Here is a 16,576-nt window from a genome sequence, read left to right as displayed (position 1 = left end):
GAAGTCTCGATGAAGCGCTCGGTCGGGAAGGGCAGCACGACGTCGAGCTCGGCGCCCGAGGCGAGCGCGATCTCGGCGAGGATGATGTCGGTGCCGGAGGCGAGCGCGCCGTAGACGATGCCGGCATTGTGCTCGGCCATCAGGGGCTCGGCGGCCGCGCGAATATCGGCTTCGATCGCTCCTTGCGCATTCTCGTCGAGCTCGGTGCCCCTGAACAGATGGCCCGAGAATACCGCAACGCTGCGCGGGGCAAGGGCGCTCACCAGCGCCTCGATATCGGCGTCGAGCACAGTGCCGAGCCGCCTGAACTGAAGAATTGTCGAAGCCTTGGCCCCATCGTCAGCCCCCCTTGCCCCGCTCGCGCTCGCCAGCACGTCTTTCGCTTCGGTCTCCCGCCCAACGATGAGCAGAGCCTCGGCGAGGCTCGCGAGCGGCCAGTAGTCGGTAGCGCCGGCGTCGAGCGTGTCGATCAGCCCGGCTGCGATCTGCCGGGCCACCTCGGCGTTGCCGGCGATGAGCGCCATGGTGGCGGCGTTGACCCCCGGATAGAAGCCGTGACTGTGCTCGTAGAGGCCGTGATAGGCCTCGAACGAGGCCATGGCGTGCTTCTTGCGCTCGGACGGACGTGAGGCCTCGAAGGCGTGCTCCTTGAGGAGACGCGCATTGAGTGCGGCGAGGTCCTCGACGAGCTGAGCTTCGCGTTCCCCCTCGCGCTCGCTCGCTACATCCGCAGCAGCCTCGCCCTCGTCATCCCCATAACCGTCATCGACGAAGGGCTCGGACACGATGCGGTCCATCGGCAGGAACGGATTCTTGCGCGCCTTGCTCACGGCATCCTCGAGCGCGCTTAACGGCTCCTTCATGGGGAGGCCGGAGCGTACGAGGAGCTCAAGAGCGCCGCGCGCATCGCCGCCACGGGCCGCGGCAAGCGCGGTGCGATGGATCAATTCGGGGCTCGATGGGTAATAGCGCATGATGTCGAGGCCGATATTGCGTGCCCTGATCACCTCGCCGCAGGCGATCGCCGCGTCAATGTCGTCGATGGTCCGTTCGAGCGCGCCGCGGCTCCGCGCCGAGCGCAGGCTGGCCAGCCGGCTGATGCGCTGATAGTCGAGGATCTCGATCTGCTGGCTGCGCGCGCCGGTGCGGAGCAGGCCCGAGCGCTCCCACTCATTGAGGCGGCGGCTGATGGTTTCGCGGCTGACGCCGAGGTCGGCGGCGATGTGTTTCTGCGCGATCTTGCGCGGAAAGCGAACGCGATTGCCCTCGGCGATGCCGATATCGGCGGAAAGCTCGACCAGCCAGTCGGCGAGCAGAAGATCGGGGTAGGTATGCACCTTCTCGTGCTGCTGCATCAGCGCCGCCACGAGACGCTGCGAGCCTATGCGGATGACGCGGGAGCGGAGCACGCCGTCGATTTCGGTCAATTCGGCAAAGAGGGTGAGGGGAAGGGAAACCACCGCGGCGGGTGTGAGCGCGAAGGCGGAAGTTGTGCGTTTGGCGCCCTTGGACAGCATACCCTGCTCGAGAAATTCGAGCTCGCCGAAGATCTCGCCGTGAACGATGCGCTCGAAGCGAAGGAGACGCTTGCCCGAGGCGGGCTTCAATTCGACCTGCACCAGGGGATCGACGTCGAGCCCATCGGCGCCCGTCCGTGCGCCGAGCAAGAGGTAAACGGCCTCGGCGACGTCGCCGGGACGGAACACGGTCTCGCCCGCAGCGAGCGTGCGTAAGGACAGCCGCGCCCGCTTGAGAAGCGAGAGCGCGGCATCGCTCGTTCCACGCATCAGCGCTGACCTGGCGACCAGGTCGGGGAGTGTATCTTGCATCCTGATCGGAGCCTTGGCCGGCAGGACGAGAGGGTAGTCCATTTGTAGGCAGCCGACCAAGCGCGCCGATGCGGGAAAAACGACGTTCATGAGCTAGAAGCAGACATACTGGTAGTGGATACCGGTGAAGCTCCAGACCGCAGACCAGCCGCAGGCCGGGCTGTCGTAGCCGGTCAGGGCGGCGAGGGGCACGGAGAGGCCGAGAAGGCCGAGCGCCGCGAGGCCGAGATGGCTGAGCTTGAACATGGGGTTCACTCCTGTTGCAAATCGATGACGGGCACGAGCCTTCAGGCCCGCGCCTTTCCGAGCCTCACCCTGCCATAGGGCGATGGTCCGCATTGTGAGGGGGCTCACAGAGCTCCAACGCGCTTAGCGCGGCGCCGTAGCCAGGCCCTGCCTGCGCGGTTTGTGAGGCTCCTCACAAACGGGCCGAAGCGCGCTCCACATCTGAAGGATGCCAGCGGGGCTCCCTAGCTCCATAAGGCCAACGAAAACTGACGTGTGCGTAACACCGATCGGCGTACCGCTTGTCCCACCGAGTCGGCGCCGATGAGCTGAAAGGGTCAATGGGCCCGGGTCCGCTCCTGCCCGGCCTGTCAGTACCCCTCCCTTTCAGCGTAGCGGGCGCGAGGTCCCCCCGCCTTGCGCCCGCACCCTTTTCTCTAGGGTAGGGGACGCGCTTGGGGCGGGCGCGTCGCGTGCCGTGTCTGAACCGAAGGAGACGTAAATGCTTACCACTCCCGCCAGCCGCCGCAGCTTCCTTACCAACGCTGCCACCGCAGCAGCGGCGGCAGCGTTGTCCGTGCCTGCGCGAGTCGCGGCAGCGGACGGCGCCGCCCGGCATATCGTACTGCTCGGCGATTCCATCCTCGACAATACGACCTACGTGCAAGGCGGCCCCGACGTCGTGACCCAGCTTCGGGCGCGTCTGCCGGAAGGAAGCAAGGCGACGCTTGCGGCCATCGACGGCTCCGTCGCTTCCGCCGTCAGGCGCCAGCTCAAGAGCATGCCGTATGACGCTACGCACCTCGTGGTGAGCGCCGGAGGGAACGATGCGCTTCATTGCATCAACGTGCTCGACGAAAGTGCTGGCTCGGTTGCGGAGGCGTTGGGGCGGCTGGCGGTCGTGCGCGAGCAATTCAGGCGCGACTATACCGACTTGCTCGACGAGGTGGCGGCGAGAGGTCTGCCGACCGCGGTCTGCACCATCTACGATGCCCGGCTTCCGGACCTAGCGGAGAGGCGGGTCGCATCGGTTGGGCTTGCCATCTTCAACGAATGCATCACGCGCGAGGCTTCGGCGCGCGGGCTTGCGCTGATCGATCTCAGGCTCATCTGTCGCACCGATCAGGACCTTGCCACCCCAATCGAGCCTTCGGTGACGGGAGGCGCGAAGATCGCCGACGCGATCGCGGCGTTCGCCGCCGACTACGACTGGCGCAAGGGCCGTTCGGAGGTGTTCACCAGCAAGGCGTAACAGGTCCCCGAGGGTTACCGCACCCGCGCAAGCCCTGCTTGGCCGAACTCCGGCGGACGGCTATTTTAGCAAGCGCGAGGGGCGGGCGCGGATCTGTTCAAGGATCGAGGTGAGGTCGCATGGATCGTCGCACTGTGCTCAAGGCCCTCGGCGCGTCGGGCGTGCTGCTGTCCTCGCTGGCGCGCAAGGCTCTCGGCGCCGCCTCCGAAACCGCCGCCGCCAATCCCGACCAGATGCTCGAGCAATCGGCGCGGCACGGCCTTCCCTCCGATTGGCAGTTCGTCGCGCCGGCGCGCTGGGACATGGTCGAGGCGAGCCTTCGCAAGCGGCTGAATTCGGCGCTGCGCGATTCCTCTCCAATCGACCTCGGAGGCATTCAGGTTGCCCGCTCGGGCAAGATCGAGACGGGCAGGCTCGATCCCGTCGGTCTCGCCGTCGAGCTACCGCCCGAACTCGCCGACATCGTCATTCCGGCCGACGAGGCGCTCAGCCTCGAGGTGTTGAACCGCGACTTCAATCCGTTTGTCGCCGAGCCGCGCGATGCAAGCGGCAAGCCCTTGGTCGGACCGTTCCAGGCGGCGGGCGAGCTCTATCAAGGCAAGACGCTTCTGCCGGTGAAAGCGGTCGTAGCGGGGATGGTCAAGGCCATGGGGGCGCCTCCTTCCGTGTCGCAGCCGCTGATCGATGCGCTGAGCGAGGTGGTCGTCGTGCGCACGCCGGCGCATCAGCACAGGATCGGCAGTGCGCTCGGCAATCGCATCGTGTTCTATGGCGAGGACACGGTGAACGGCCAGGAAATCGATATCGGGCATTCCCACATCGACAGGATCGTCGACACGCTCGCCGCGAGGAACATGCGGCTCATCAAACAGATGGTGCATTTCAACCATCAAGCGCAAGGCGGCAGGCCTGACGAGATCGTGGCCGACGGCGTGGCCGGCGCGACCCACGTGGGCGGGTTCTCGGAAGGGTTCGACTTCGAGGGCAAGCCGATGTCGGTCAAGAGCGACTGGCCGAGCAATTACGGCCAGCTCGGCGCCGCCAACCGCGACTACAACGCCCACCTCTTCGTCATCGATTACAGCGCCGGCGTCGAAGACCCCATCCCGGAGAAGGACCTCAGGGCCTATTACCACAACGCCGATATGTGGGATTGCTGCTCGGCGATGCTCGTCCCCTTCGCCGATCGCGATCCCGACCCGCAATATCGCGACTACATGTACAATCCGCTCGAAGTGTACAGCCAGCAATCGGCGCGTGAGGTGGCGGCGGCCCTAGCGCTGCTCGACGCCGACAAGTTCCTCGCCGATCACGGCGCGTTCTATTGCGCCGAAGGACAATATGTCGTCGCCAATCTCGGCCCGCAGGAAGACGAGACGGGGGGGACCCTGCTCAAGAAGAGCCGCTACGGCGACACGCCGTTCGGCAAGCTGATCGCAAACTTCATCAGCGCGCCGGGCTATGCCGGCATGACCCCGGAGGAGCGGCGCAAGCACCCATCGATCGGCTGGGAGTACCTCATGCAGCTCGGCGAGAGCGGCGGCGGCATCTCGAGCGACCAGGCGCTTATCCTCGCCGCGACCGATCGCCAGGGTGTGGCGCTCGATTTCATCGACGAGGACGTCAAGGGCTGGCAGGCCTACCGCCCGAAGAACAAGGAGGGTCTGATCGCGCGCCCGATGACGGTGGCGACGCTTGCCTGGGGCCTGCTCCGTCTCTATATGCCGCGGGATGCGGTCGCCAAGGCGATCGCCGCCGACATTGCGCGCGCCTATACGCAAGGCGACGACAGCGTGAAGGAGTCGGTGCGGATGTTGCTCAGCGAGAAGGATCCTATGAGCCAAAATGGTCAGGCGCTCCTTGCCGGCTTCTCGGCGAAGGCGGCGACCGGCCTCTTGCTCGGCCTCCTTTCGAGCGATCAAGTCAAAGGCTCTCTGCTGTTCAAGTCGGGATTTCTCGACATCACCGACGACGCCGACAAACAGCGCGTGCTAGCCGCCTACGACCAGTTCCTCGGCATCCTGCAAAACGCCGACTATTCGACGCAAGCCTCGCTCGACAAGGCACTCGAAGCCGCCGACGAGGCAGTGTCGGGCCTTACCGTGACCCGCACCTACTATAACCGAGTGACCAGGGAGCGGACGCCGGCCAAGAGCACGGTAATGAAATACGCGGCGCCGCCGTGCTTCGGAATGTGGTCGCAGCAGCCGTTTCTCGCCGAGACAGGTTGTCTCCGCTACGTCGCGACCGCGATGCATGTCAGCGAGAAGAAGGCGGCGGCGTCTTGAGCCGCGTTGACGCCATGAACAGACGTTCGTTCCTCATCGTTGCCGCCGCCGCACTATCGGCCTGCGCCACGCGCGCCGGCGCCGAGGACAATTACGGCCACTATGTGGGCAAGTTCGTCGCCGAGTTCGACAATACCGACGGCCGCAAGGTGACGCTGCTCGAGCCTTATTCCTTCGTCGATCCGGAGGGGCGGGAGTGGGACGTGCCGACCGGCTATCAAACCGATGGGGCCTCGGTGCCTGCGGTGCTGTGGGCCTTGTACCCGCCATTTACCGGAAACTACCGCCAAGCGGCCGTGATCCACGACTACTATTGCGACCGCAAAGAGCGCAGCTGGCAGGACACGCACCAGGTGTTCTACTACGCCATGCGCGCGGCGAATGTGGACGAGAAGACCGCCAAGATCATGTACGGCGCGGTCTACCTGTTCGGCCCGCGCTGGGGGCCGGGCACTCTGCCAGGCCAGCACGCAGCTCCGATTCAAGCGAGTGCAGAGCGGCAGACGCAGGTGGTCAGGGAACTCGAACAATTGGTCGAGAAGGACAATCCCGATCTCGACGACCTCGTTGCCAAGGCCAAGACCATCGCGCTTGCGCCGGGGCACGCGGGCCAATAGGCTTGCCAAATCTTCATGCGGCGCGCCGCGGTCTCGCCACGATTTCAGGCGAGATCGCCTTTCAGGAGCGAAGACTAACCAAGGTAACCGAACGTCTATGGGGAGACGTTCGGGAAGACTATACTCCACAGGAGGTGGTCTTGCAGGTTATGGCTCCGGCCGTTCGATGAAAACGGTTCGCGTCTTCGTCTCCTCTCCCGGGGATACGCATTTCGAGCGCATGCGCGTCGAGCGCGTGGTCGCGCGCCTCAACGGCGAATTTCAAGGTATTGCCAAGCTCGAAGCGATCCGCTGGGAGAACGCCTTTTATCAGGCGCGCGCGACTTTCCAGCAGCAGATCCCCGAGGCCTCGGCCTGCGATATCGTCGTCGCCATCCTGCGCCATCGCCTCGGCACCGAGCTCCCGCCCGACTTTCCCACCATGCCGAACGGGGAGCCCTATCCCTCTGGCACGGCGTACGAGATCCTGACCGCGATCGAGGCGAGCAAGAACAAGTCGGTGCCCGACGTCTATGTGTTCCGCTTTACCGAGCCGCCGACGGTCAAACTCGATGACGAGGCGACCAACAAGCTCGTGACCGAGCAATGGGGGCGGCTCAAGTCTTTCTTCAAGAATTGGTTCCAGACCGCCGACGGCAAGTTCAAGCTCGCCTTCCACAATTTCAAGAGCACCGACGAGTTCGAGGTCGAGATCGAGAAGCTGTTGCGCGCCTGGCTCGAGGAGAAGGTGCTCAAGGGCCGCTCGGTATTGTGGCCCGTCGACATCAAGGGGTCGCCGTTCAGAGGACTTGCCGCGTTCGGCGCCAAACACGCGCCAGTGTTCTTCGGCCGCTCGCGCGACATCACCAAGGCGGTCGATGCGCTGAAAGACGCGAGCGAGCGCGGTACGCCCTTCCTGCTCGTCGTCGGGGCGAGCGGGTCGGGCAAATCTTCGCTCGCGCTCGCCGGCCTCGTGCCACGACTGACGGCGCCGGGCGTTGTGCCGTCGGTCGATCTCTGGCGCGTCGCGCTTATGCGGCCGGGGGAAAACGCAGCCCCGATCGCTACTCTCGCCACGCATCTGTTCGACAAGGAGTCCGACTTCGAAGACGAGTGCCCGCTCGCAGCGTTGCCCGAGATGGCCGAGAGCGACTACTCGACGCCGGCCGAGCTCGCCAATCTGCTCGCCCATGCCGATACGGCGAGCGTCAAGCCAATCGTGCGTACGCTCGACAAGATCGGCGAGAGCGAGCAGAAGAAGAGCGGCTTCGATCGGCCGGTGCGGGCCGATCTGCTCATCGTCGTCGATCAGCTCGACGAATTGTTCTCGGGTCAGGTGAGCGAAACCGATCGGTCGCGTTTCGCAAAGCTCCTCGCGGAGCTCGTGGCCACGGAGCGGGTATGGATCATCACCACGCTCCGTGCCGATCTCTACGAGCGCTTTCTGAAAGAGCCCGAGTTGCTCGCGCTCAAGAGCAAGGGCGCGACCTACGACCTTGCGCCTCCTGGCGCCACCGAGATCGACGAGATCATCCGGGGCCCCGCCGTTGCCGCCGGCCTCGTCTACGAAACCGACCCGAAGACCGGGGAGCGACTCGACGAGCGGCTGATCCACGACGTCGATCGGCCCGACATGCTGCCCCTCCTCCAGTTCACCTTGAACTTCCTGTTCGAACAGCGGGTGAACGAGGGCGGCGAAACGAGGCTCACGCTCGAGGCCTATGACGCGCTCGGAGGGCTTGCCGGCGCCATCGATCGCGAGGGCGAACGGGCAGTCGCCGTGCTTGGCAAGGAGGAGCAGGAGCGGCTGCCGCGGTTGTTGCGCCAGCTCGCCGCCTCGGCACAGACGACCCAGACCGGCGCCCAGACCAGCGGGCTTGCTACACTGTCGGTGCCGCTCAAGGAGGCGGCCTACGACGAGGCGGCAGAACGCCTCGTGCGAGCGCTGGTCAACGCCCGCATCCTGCTCTCTTCGGGCAGCGAGCAGAACGCGACCATCCGGCTCGCCCATCAGCGCGTGCTCGAGAACTGGAAAAGGGCGAAGGAGATCGTCGCCGCCAATGCCGAGTTCTATCGCATCCGCGACGACGTCGAAGCGCTCGAGAGGCGGTGGGAGAAGAGCGAGAAGAAGCGCGATCTCCTGATCCCCAAGGGCGTGCCGCTCGCCGAGGCGGAGAGCATCGCCAAGCGTTACCCGGGCGAACTGGCGCCGCAGACGCTCGCCTTCATCACCGCGTCGGGCAAGCGCGCGCGGTTCCGCCAGCGGCTCATCGGCGCCTCGGCCGTGGTGTTCGCCGTGCTCGCGGTCGGGGCCACGCTCGCGGGTATTCGCGCCTGGCAGGCCGAGCAGCGCGCCAAGCGCAATTTCGACGTGGCCGGCGCGCTCGTGACCGACATCGCGCGGGGCTTACGCAATGTCGAGGGCATGCGGGCGGAGTCGCGCAAAAAGATCTTCGACCAGGTAAGCAAAACACTCGACAGCGCCGTGGCGGAGGCGCCCGACGACGAGCAACTGCTCGGCATGCAGGCCACCATGTTCGAGGAGTTCGCCTCGACCCACGCGGCCGAAGGCGAGCAGGCAGAAGCCGCGCAGAGCACGGTCAAGAGCCTCGAAATCAGGCTTCACATCTCCGAGATGAGCAAGACCAACGAGCGTTCGCAGGATGCCACGCTCACGCTCGAACGGATCGGTGACCTCAAGCTCGGCGCGGGCGATGCAACTGGGGCGCTCGCCGTTTACGAGAAGATTCTCGCTACCAAGCGCGATCTGGTGAAGGAGGATCCCTCGCCCGCGCATCAGCGCGAGCTTGCCGCCGTGCTGTTCACGGTAGGCGACTTGGAGATCCGCTCGCACGATCCCGTCGCGTCGCTCGCAGCTCTCAAGGAATGCTACGACATCAGGACGGCGCTCGCCGAGCAGGACAAGGCCAATGTCGCGCTCAAATACGACATCCTGCTCGCGGTCGATGCCATGGGCACGGCAAAGCTCAGGGGCGGCGACCAGAAGGGTGCGATCGAGGACTACAACAAGGGGCTCGAAATCGCGCGCGCCCTCGCCGCCTCCGACAAGAGCAATGTCGAGTATCAGAAGCAGCTCGCCACGACGCTTACGCTTCTCGGCGACGCCAAGCTCGAATCCGGGGACAATGCCGGCGCGCTCGATGCTTACGGCGAGAGCCTCATCGTGCGCCGCGCGCTGCAGGTCGCCAACCGGGGCGACGCGGCGCTCGAGCGCGACATCGCGGCAAATCTGAGCAGCGTCGGCGATGCGCGGCTCGCCGCCGGCGATAACCAGAAAGCGCTGGCCGCCTACGAGGACAGCGCCAACATTCAGCGGCGCTTGGCAGAGGCCGATGCGACCAATATCGCGCTCCAGCGCGATCTCTCGTTCAGCTTGAGCCGTATCGGCGACGTGAAACGCGATTCCGGCGACGTCAAGGGCGCGATCGCGAGCTACGAAGACAGTCTCGCCATACGCAAACGCATCGCCGAGCTCGAGCCGGACAACACGCAATGGATCGCCGACGTGGCCTATGTGCTGCAGCGCATCGGCGACGTGAAGCGCAACAACGACGACAATCAAGGAGCGCTCGCGGCCTTCGAGGAAAACGTCGAGATCGCTCGCAAGTTGCTCGCGGCCGCCCCCAACGATCTCGGTCTCAAGAGCGATCTTTCTGCCGCCCTCACCAAGCTCGGCGTGGTCAAGCGCGACGCCGGCGACAGTCAGGGCGCGCTCGCAGCGCAAGAGGAGAGTCTCGCCATCCGTAGGGCGTTGCCCAAGACAGACGAGGGCAAATGGAAGCTCGCGGTGGCCGAAAATCTCGAGCCGATCGGCGATCTCAAGCTCGCGGCAGGAGACAAGGACGGAGCGCTTGCCGCCTATCAGGAGATGCTGGGAGTCGACCGCTATCTCGTGGGCGCCGAACCCGACAACACCACCTGGCAGCGCAACATGTCGATCAGCCTAAGCCGGGTGGGCGACGCGATGGTGGCGCTCGCCGACAACAAGGGCGCGCTCGCGAGCTACGAGGAAAGCCTGAAGGTGCGCCGCCATCTCGCCGAGATCGACGACAACACGCAGCGGCAGGAGGACATCTCGCTGATCCTCGAGAAGGTTGGCGATACCAGGCGGACGCTCGGCGACAATCAGGGCGCGCTGGCCGCGTATGAGGAGATGCTGGTCATTGACCGCAAGCTCGCCGCGGCAGACGCCAACAACACGCGGCTCAAGAGCAACGTGGCGATCAGCCTGAACAAGCTCGGCGACGCCAAGCTCGCCTTCAAGGACGCCGACGGCGCGCTCGCCGCGTATCAAGAGAGCTACGACATCCGCCGCCGTCTGGCCGAGGCCGACAAATCCAACACCAGAGTCGCTTGGGACACGGTAACCACGCTCGAGAAGATTGCCGATGCCAAGAAGGCGGGGGGCGACAAGGCGGCGGCGCTCGCGGCCTATGCCGAGGCGATCGACCGCTGCCGCGACCTCGGCACCATCCTTGTCAGCTGGAACGACAATGCCAGCGCGCTCACGGTCTACGAGAAGAGCCTTGCTATCGCGCGGCGCCTGGCCGAGGCGGACGCGACGAACGCTAACTATCAATACGACGTATCGGTGAGCCTCGAGGACCTCGCCGCGACCAAGCTCCGCTCGGGCGACAAAGCGGGCGCGCTTGCCGATTATGAGGAGAGCCTCGCCATCCGCCGCAAGCTCGCCGACGCCGACAAAGCCAACAAGAGGTGGCAGCAGGGCATCTCGGCGACGCTCGAGAAAATCGGCGACTTCAAGCAGGGCGAGAACGACAACGCTGCGGCGCTCAGCATGTACGAGGAGATGCTGGCCAACGACCGCAAGCTCGCCGCGGCCAACCCCAACAACATGGATCAGCAGCGCGAAGTGGCGATCGGACTCGAGCGGATCGCCAAGCTCAAGCTGAGTGCGGGCGACAAGGCGGGCGCCCTCACCCTGTTCGAGGAGAGCCTCGGCATCCGCCGCAAGCTCGTCGCCGCCGACCCGAGCAACGCCGACGAGAAACAGAGCCTCTCGACCACGCTCGAATGGGTGGGCGATATCAAGCGCGACTCGGACGATGCACAAGGCGCACTTGCCGCCTACACCGAGATGCTGGCCATCGATCGCGAGTTCGCCGCCGCCAATATCGGCGACACCAAGCGGCAGCGAGTGGTCTCGTTCGACCTCAAGAAGATCGCCGACGTCAAGCTCAATGGCGGCGACTCCGACGCGGCGCTGGGCGCGGCGGAAGAGGCTCTCGCCATTGCCCGCCATATCGCCGTGACCGACCCGAACAACGCCGATTGGCAGCGAGACGTCGCCTTCGCGCTGGAGAAGCAAGCCAAGGTGAAAGTGGCGCTCGATGACAAGCAAGGGGCGCTCGCCGCCTATCAGGAAGCCGTCGACATTCGCAAGCGCCTGGTCGCGGTCAATAGCGGCGACATCGGCGAGAAGCAGAGCCTTTCGACCACCATCGAGTGGATGGGCGACGTCAAGCGCGATTCCGGCGACGCGCAGGGCGCGCTTGCCAGTTACGACGAGATGCTCTCGATCGACCGTGAGGCGGCCGCCGCCGATCCATCCGACCTCAAGCGCAAGCGCGTCCTGATGCTCGATCTGAACAAGATCACCGACGTGAAGAACAACGCCGGCGACACCGACGGGGCCCTTGCCGCCATCGAGGAAAGCGTGACGATCGCGCGCGATCTCGCCAAGGCGGACGACAGCATCTCGACGCGCCGCGATGTTTCGATCGCTCTCGAGAAGCTCGGCAACGTCAAGCTCAACGCGGGCGACAAGCCGGGTGCGCTCGCCGCCTACGAGGAGATGTTGTCGATCGACCGGCGTGCCGCCGAGGAGGAGGCGGGCAATGCGCAGCGTTTCCGTGAGGAGATGTACAGTCTGAACAAGGTCGGCGACACGCGCCTTGCCATCGGCGATACGAGCGGGGCGCTGGCCGACTACCAGGAAGGCCTGTCGATCGCGCGCAAGCTGCTCGCCGCCGATCAGAATGACGATTCCGCCAAGCGCAACGTGGCTTACAGCCTGGAGAAGGTCGGCGATGCGAGATCAAAGGGCGGCGACGTCGACGGGGCGCTCGCGGCCTTTGACGAGGAGCTCACGATCCGCTCGGCGCTCGCCCAGGCCGACGGTGCCACGGTCGACGCCATGACCGATCTCGTGGTCGCACTCTACAAGATCGCCGAGATCGCAAGCGGCGACAAGAAAGACAAGGCGATCGACCAGGGACTTGCGATTCTCGCCTCGCTCGATGCCGATGGACAGCTCACCGACACGCAAAAGGGCTGGAAAGATTACTTCCTGTCCTTGCGCAACGGCAGCTCGCAATAGCGCCTAACCGGGCTGATCTCTTTCACAGATAGCGGATAGGCAGAGCGGACTTGCAGGATCGAGAGCTCCGCTTGGGGCGACAAGTCCCCGACCGGCGCAACCAGCCGTTTCGTACGGCGCCAAATTCCATTCGCTTTTTGCGCGGACTGTATCCACAATCGTCGGCCGTCAGTAGAGGGCAGGTGCGAAGAACGACGTATTGATGACGAAGCTCGTTTATATCGGTGGCTATGGCCACAGTGGCAGCACGCTGCTCGAATATTTGCTCACCCGTAGTTCTGACCTTTTGGCCTGTGGGGAGGTGGTGGGTACGGTCCGCAAGAGAAAGAAGCGGAAGTGCACGTGCGGTCAAAAGCCCGAAGCATGTCCCGTTTGGCGGTTCCTGCCTGCGCAAAGGCGGACGCATGCTCAAATTGTGGCTATGCTCATCCAAAGTTTTGGCGACCGCTATTCCGCAATTGTCGATTCTTCAAAGACCGCTTGGGGATCGCTAAGCAGCCCCTTTCGGCTCCGGCGCATGCTCGATGGCGAATTCTTTTTGATCCATCTCACGCGGCAGCCAGCGGGCGTGTGTTGGTCTCTTGTGAAAAGAAAGCGCATTAAAGACAAATCGAATCGGCGGCTTTACTCCGACATGCTCCTCTGTGGCTGGACCGTGCTCGGGTGGTCATTCGCCAACTTGAGCTGCGAGCTATTCGGAATGATGTATCCCAACCAATATGTTCACCTAAGGTATGAAGATCTGGTACACGCACCCATTTCGGAAGTTGAAGGCTTGCTTGCAAAGATAGTTTCGAAATCTCGGCGCTCCGGGACAAATGATGCATGCGATAATCGACATCAGCTTTACGGAAACGGGGTCCGGTACCATCCGCCGGCCATCGAAAATGTGAGGGAGGACCTTAGGTGGAAAACTGAGATGCCTCGGCGATATTTTCGCATGGTCTCATGCTTAAGCTTTCCATTGCGTTTGCGTTATGGATACTGATCGTGGTCTGGTTCCCGCTGCTTTTTGAAAGAGGGTGAATGTGCGGGATTGCGGGTCTGTTTGACCTGAAACAGGAATCCGGGGCCGAAGAGCTGTGCGGGCTTGCCTCGCGTATGGCCAATTGTCTTCATCATCGTGGCCCTGATGGCCAAGGCGTTTGGGTCGATGCCGAGGTCGGCATTGCCTTGGGGCATACACGGCTTGCCATCATCGATTTAAGTCCCGCGGGCGCGCAGCCGATGGTTTCGAGCTGTGGCCGGTTTGTGATCAGCTATAATGGTGAGGTTTATAACGCGACGGAACTTCGCGCCGAGCTTGAGGCCGCTGGGCGCAAGTTCCGTGGGCATTCCGATACAGAGGTGATGGTTGAAGGCTTTGCCGCGTGGGGCGTGTCGCGGACGCTCGAGCGCCTTATCGGTATGTTCGCCTTCGCCGCATGGGATCGTACCACGCGCACTCTCACTCTTGCGCGCGACCGGCTCGGCATCAAACCCCTCTATTGGGGGCGCGCCGGTGGCTACCTCATCTTCGCCTCTGAACTCAAAGCGCTAAAGGCCATACCTGGCTGGCATGGCGAGATCGATCGCGGGGCGCTCGCTTTGTTTCTTCGCTACGGCTACGTGCCCATGCCGATGAGCATCTATCGGGGCATCAAGAAGCTTGCGCCAGGAACGCTCATCGAATGTGGTGAAGACGCCGAGATCAGATACGCCACATATTGGTCCCTGTCGGATGTAGCCGCGCGCGGTCAGTCATCACTACTCGATGTCTCCGACAGAGAGGCACAGGAGGCACTTGAGACCCTGCTGGCCGATGCAGTGCGGCGGCGCATGGTGGCAGACGTGCCGCTCGGCATGTTCTTATCGGGTGGAATCGACTCCTCGACAGTCGCCGCTCTGATGCAAGCTAACAGCGCCAGGCCAATCCGCACCTTTTCGGTCGGGTTCCGCGAGCCCGCATATGATGAGGCCGCTCATGCCAAGCTCGTCGCAACCCATTTGGCCACCGAGCACACGGAGCTTTACGTAACGCCGGCAGAGGCACAGGCGGTCATTCCCAGATTGCATGACATTTATGACGAACCGTTCGCCGACTCATCGCAGATTCCGACTTATCTCGTGTCGGAGATGACGCGGCGCCATGTGACGGTTGCACTCTCGGGCGACGGTGGAGACGAGGTATTCGCTGGCTATAACCGGTATGGACAGGGCCTTGCGCTGGCCAAGCTCATGCGCACCTTACCGAAACCAGTGCGACAAGCGACGGCAGGAGCGATGACGGCAGTTCCGCCCGGTGTCTGGGATTACATGTCGCGTATCGTGCCAGAGAGAATGCGCCCGCGCTTGCTGGGTGACAAGATTCACAAATTTGCCGACGTCCTGGCGGACGACTCGATCGGCTTCTATCGGCATCTGGTTACGCAATGGCTGGACGCATCCGCACTCGTGAAGGGTGCAGCTGCACCGGACGAAAGCCTGTTCACAAGAGCGGTCGGGGACCGTTTTCCCGACGATGTCTCCTGGATGCAATATCTCGACATGCTCACTTATCTGCCGGACGACATTTTGGCCAAGGTGGACCGCGCCAGCATGGCGGTGGCGCTAGAAGTCCGCGTGCCACTTCTCGATCATCGGGTGGTCGAGTTTTCGTGGCGGCTGCCGCAGCGTTTCAAGCTGCGGGACGCAAAGGGCAAGTGGCTGTTGCGGCAGATCGCCTATAAATTTGTGCCGAGAAAACTGCTGGAGCGCCCGAAAATGGGGTTTGGGGTTCCCATCGATCAGTGGCTGCGCGGTCCGCTAAAAGAGTGGGCAGCCGATCTTTTGAACGCGCCGTCGGTCAACGGAACCGGTTTGCTCGAGCGCAAGCCGATTGCTGAGAAATGGGCCGAGCACCAAGCTGGCACTCGCAATTGGCAGTACTTCCTTTGGAACGTACTGATGTTCGAGTCCTGGAACGCATCCAATTCTTAAACGCGGCGCAACATTTGGCTTAGACTTCCTCAATTCGAGACCGCAAGTATGATTTCTTACCGCCAATTTGAAGCCTGAAAATTCCGCGCAAACGGGGCCACGTCAATACCTGCCGGGTACCATTTCGTGATCATTGCCCGTCGCCATTTCGCGGTGCATTCTAGTGATATGAGGGGAAACCTGCCGGGCAGTTTCGTTGTTTCGCTTGATTATGGGTTGATGTCGGGGGCGCGGGACCACGCCACGCGCGAGAGCTATGGGTCAAATGTTCTCGGAGGGCGTGAGGCGATCCCTGTCATGCTCGATGACTTCCAGAGGCGGGGCATTAGGGCCACCTGGGCGATTGTGGGGGCACTACTCTGCGAAAGCAAGGACGAGCTCTTGCCTCGAGCCGAACATGCGGCGGAAGGGGGTGCTACGAGCGCCGCGATCCCTTTCATTTCGGGCTTCTCTTGCGCGCATGATCCTCTCATGCCCAGGTCAGGAGATTGGCACGCACACTTTTTCGCACCGGTGCGCGCTCGAGCCGGGAGAGACACTCGCCGGGTTTTCGGCTGACGTTTGCCACCGCCCTGCGGCAGCTCCGCGAGTGGCGGATCGAGTGGCCGGCCATGCGCGAGGTCATCGGTAGCGCCGCCGAACAGGACGTCACCAACACTGAGTTCCTCGTATGACTTGGGCCCGAAAGCGCGCCGTTGATGTTCATGACGAAACGGCCGACTATTTATCTGCCGAATATGCAAGCGACAAGGTCTATGATTCTCCCTTCCGCTACGGCCGCGCGCTCATCGATGAGCAATGGAACAAGGTTGTAGAGGGTCTAATGCCGCGCGCCAATTGCTTGGATATCGGGTCGGGCATCGGCACCTACCTAGCGCAGAGATGCGCAGGCTTGCGCTGGAGTGGGTGCCTCGTGAACGTGTGCAGGATGGCTCGCTGACAGAATTGCCGGTGCCCGATCTAAGCCAAGATTTCATTTATGCGATTGAGGTTTTCCGCTATCTCGATCCTGTCGACAATGCAGTCGGCCATCTTTAGGGCATTGAAGCCGGGGGGGGGGGGGGGAT

At 63.4% G+C, this 16,576-nt stretch carries 9 protein-coding genes; 7 read left to right on the top strand and 2 right to left on the bottom strand.

Translation table 11 applies throughout. The features are described 5' to 3' along the window. Both VFB18_RS05225 and VFB18_RS05220 read right to left on the bottom strand, forming a co-directional pair. On the bottom strand, positions 1 to 1,871 hold a 1,871-nt coding region (locus VFB18_RS05225), incomplete at its 3' end, for a Crp/Fnr family transcriptional regulator (RefSeq protein WP_324971808.1). 51 nt (positions 1,872 to 1,922) lie between these two features. Further along, positions 1,923 to 2,075 (bottom strand): hypothetical protein, encoded by a 153-nt coding sequence (locus VFB18_RS05220; protein WP_324971805.1) that lies wholly within the window; start codon positions 2,073 to 2,075, stop codon positions 1,923 to 1,925. 481 nt (positions 2,076 to 2,556) lie between these two features. Here VFB18_RS05220 and VFB18_RS05215 point away from each other — a divergent pair, with 481 nt between their 5' ends. The 7 genes from VFB18_RS05215 to VFB18_RS15760 all read left to right on the top strand — a co-directional run bounded on the left by VFB18_RS05215 (position 2,557) and on the right by VFB18_RS15760 (position 16,547). Next, positions 2,557 to 3,306: an SGNH/GDSL hydrolase family protein gene (locus tag VFB18_RS05215; protein ID WP_324971802.1), complete on the top strand. Its 750-nt coding sequence runs from the start codon at positions 2,557 to 2,559 to the stop codon at positions 3,304 to 3,306. Between the two features lie 119 nt (positions 3,307 to 3,425). Next, the gene (locus tag VFB18_RS05210) at positions 3,426 to 5,594 is read left to right on the top strand and encodes a hypothetical protein (RefSeq protein WP_324971799.1); all 2,169 of its coding nucleotides are present in this window, start codon (positions 3,426 to 3,428) and stop codon (positions 5,592 to 5,594) included. Next, positions 5,591 to 6,211, top strand: coding sequence for a DUF1353 domain-containing protein (locus VFB18_RS05205; RefSeq protein WP_324971796.1), 621 nt, complete (start codon positions 5,591 to 5,593; stop codon positions 6,209 to 6,211). Before VFB18_RS05210 ends, VFB18_RS05205 begins: the two co-directional genes overlap by 4 nt. Positions 6,212 to 6,377: 166 nt before the next feature. Then, positions 6,378 to 12,551 (top strand): tetratricopeptide repeat protein, encoded by a 6,174-nt coding sequence (locus VFB18_RS05200; RefSeq protein WP_324971793.1) that lies wholly within the window; start codon positions 6,378 to 6,380, stop codon positions 12,549 to 12,551. Between the two features lie 1,026 nt (positions 12,552 to 13,577). Then, a complete protein-coding gene (gene asnB, locus VFB18_RS05195) occupies positions 13,578 to 15,509 on the top strand; it encodes an asparagine synthase (glutamine-hydrolyzing) (protein WP_324971790.1) in 1,932 nt (643 codons plus the stop codon). Between the two features lie 488 nt (positions 15,510 to 15,997). Continuing rightward, positions 15,998 to 16,183: a hypothetical protein gene (locus tag VFB18_RS05190; protein ID WP_324971787.1), complete on the top strand. Its 186-nt coding sequence runs from the start codon at positions 15,998 to 16,000 to the stop codon at positions 16,181 to 16,183. 124 nt (positions 16,184 to 16,307) lie between these two features. Continuing rightward, a complete protein-coding gene (locus VFB18_RS15760) occupies positions 16,308 to 16,547 on the top strand; it encodes a class I SAM-dependent methyltransferase (protein WP_414675648.1) in 240 nt (79 codons plus the stop codon). Positions 16,548 to 16,576: the final 29 nt, after the last annotated feature.

The sequence above is a fragment of the Methyloceanibacter sp. genome (assembly GCF_035650995.1).
In the GTDB taxonomy this organism is placed as follows: domain Bacteria; phylum Pseudomonadota; class Alphaproteobacteria; order Rhizobiales; family Methyloligellaceae; genus Methyloceanibacter.
The sequence above is the reverse complement of the archived record's forward strand: the minus strand, read 5'-3'. Positions and strand labels throughout refer to the sequence as shown.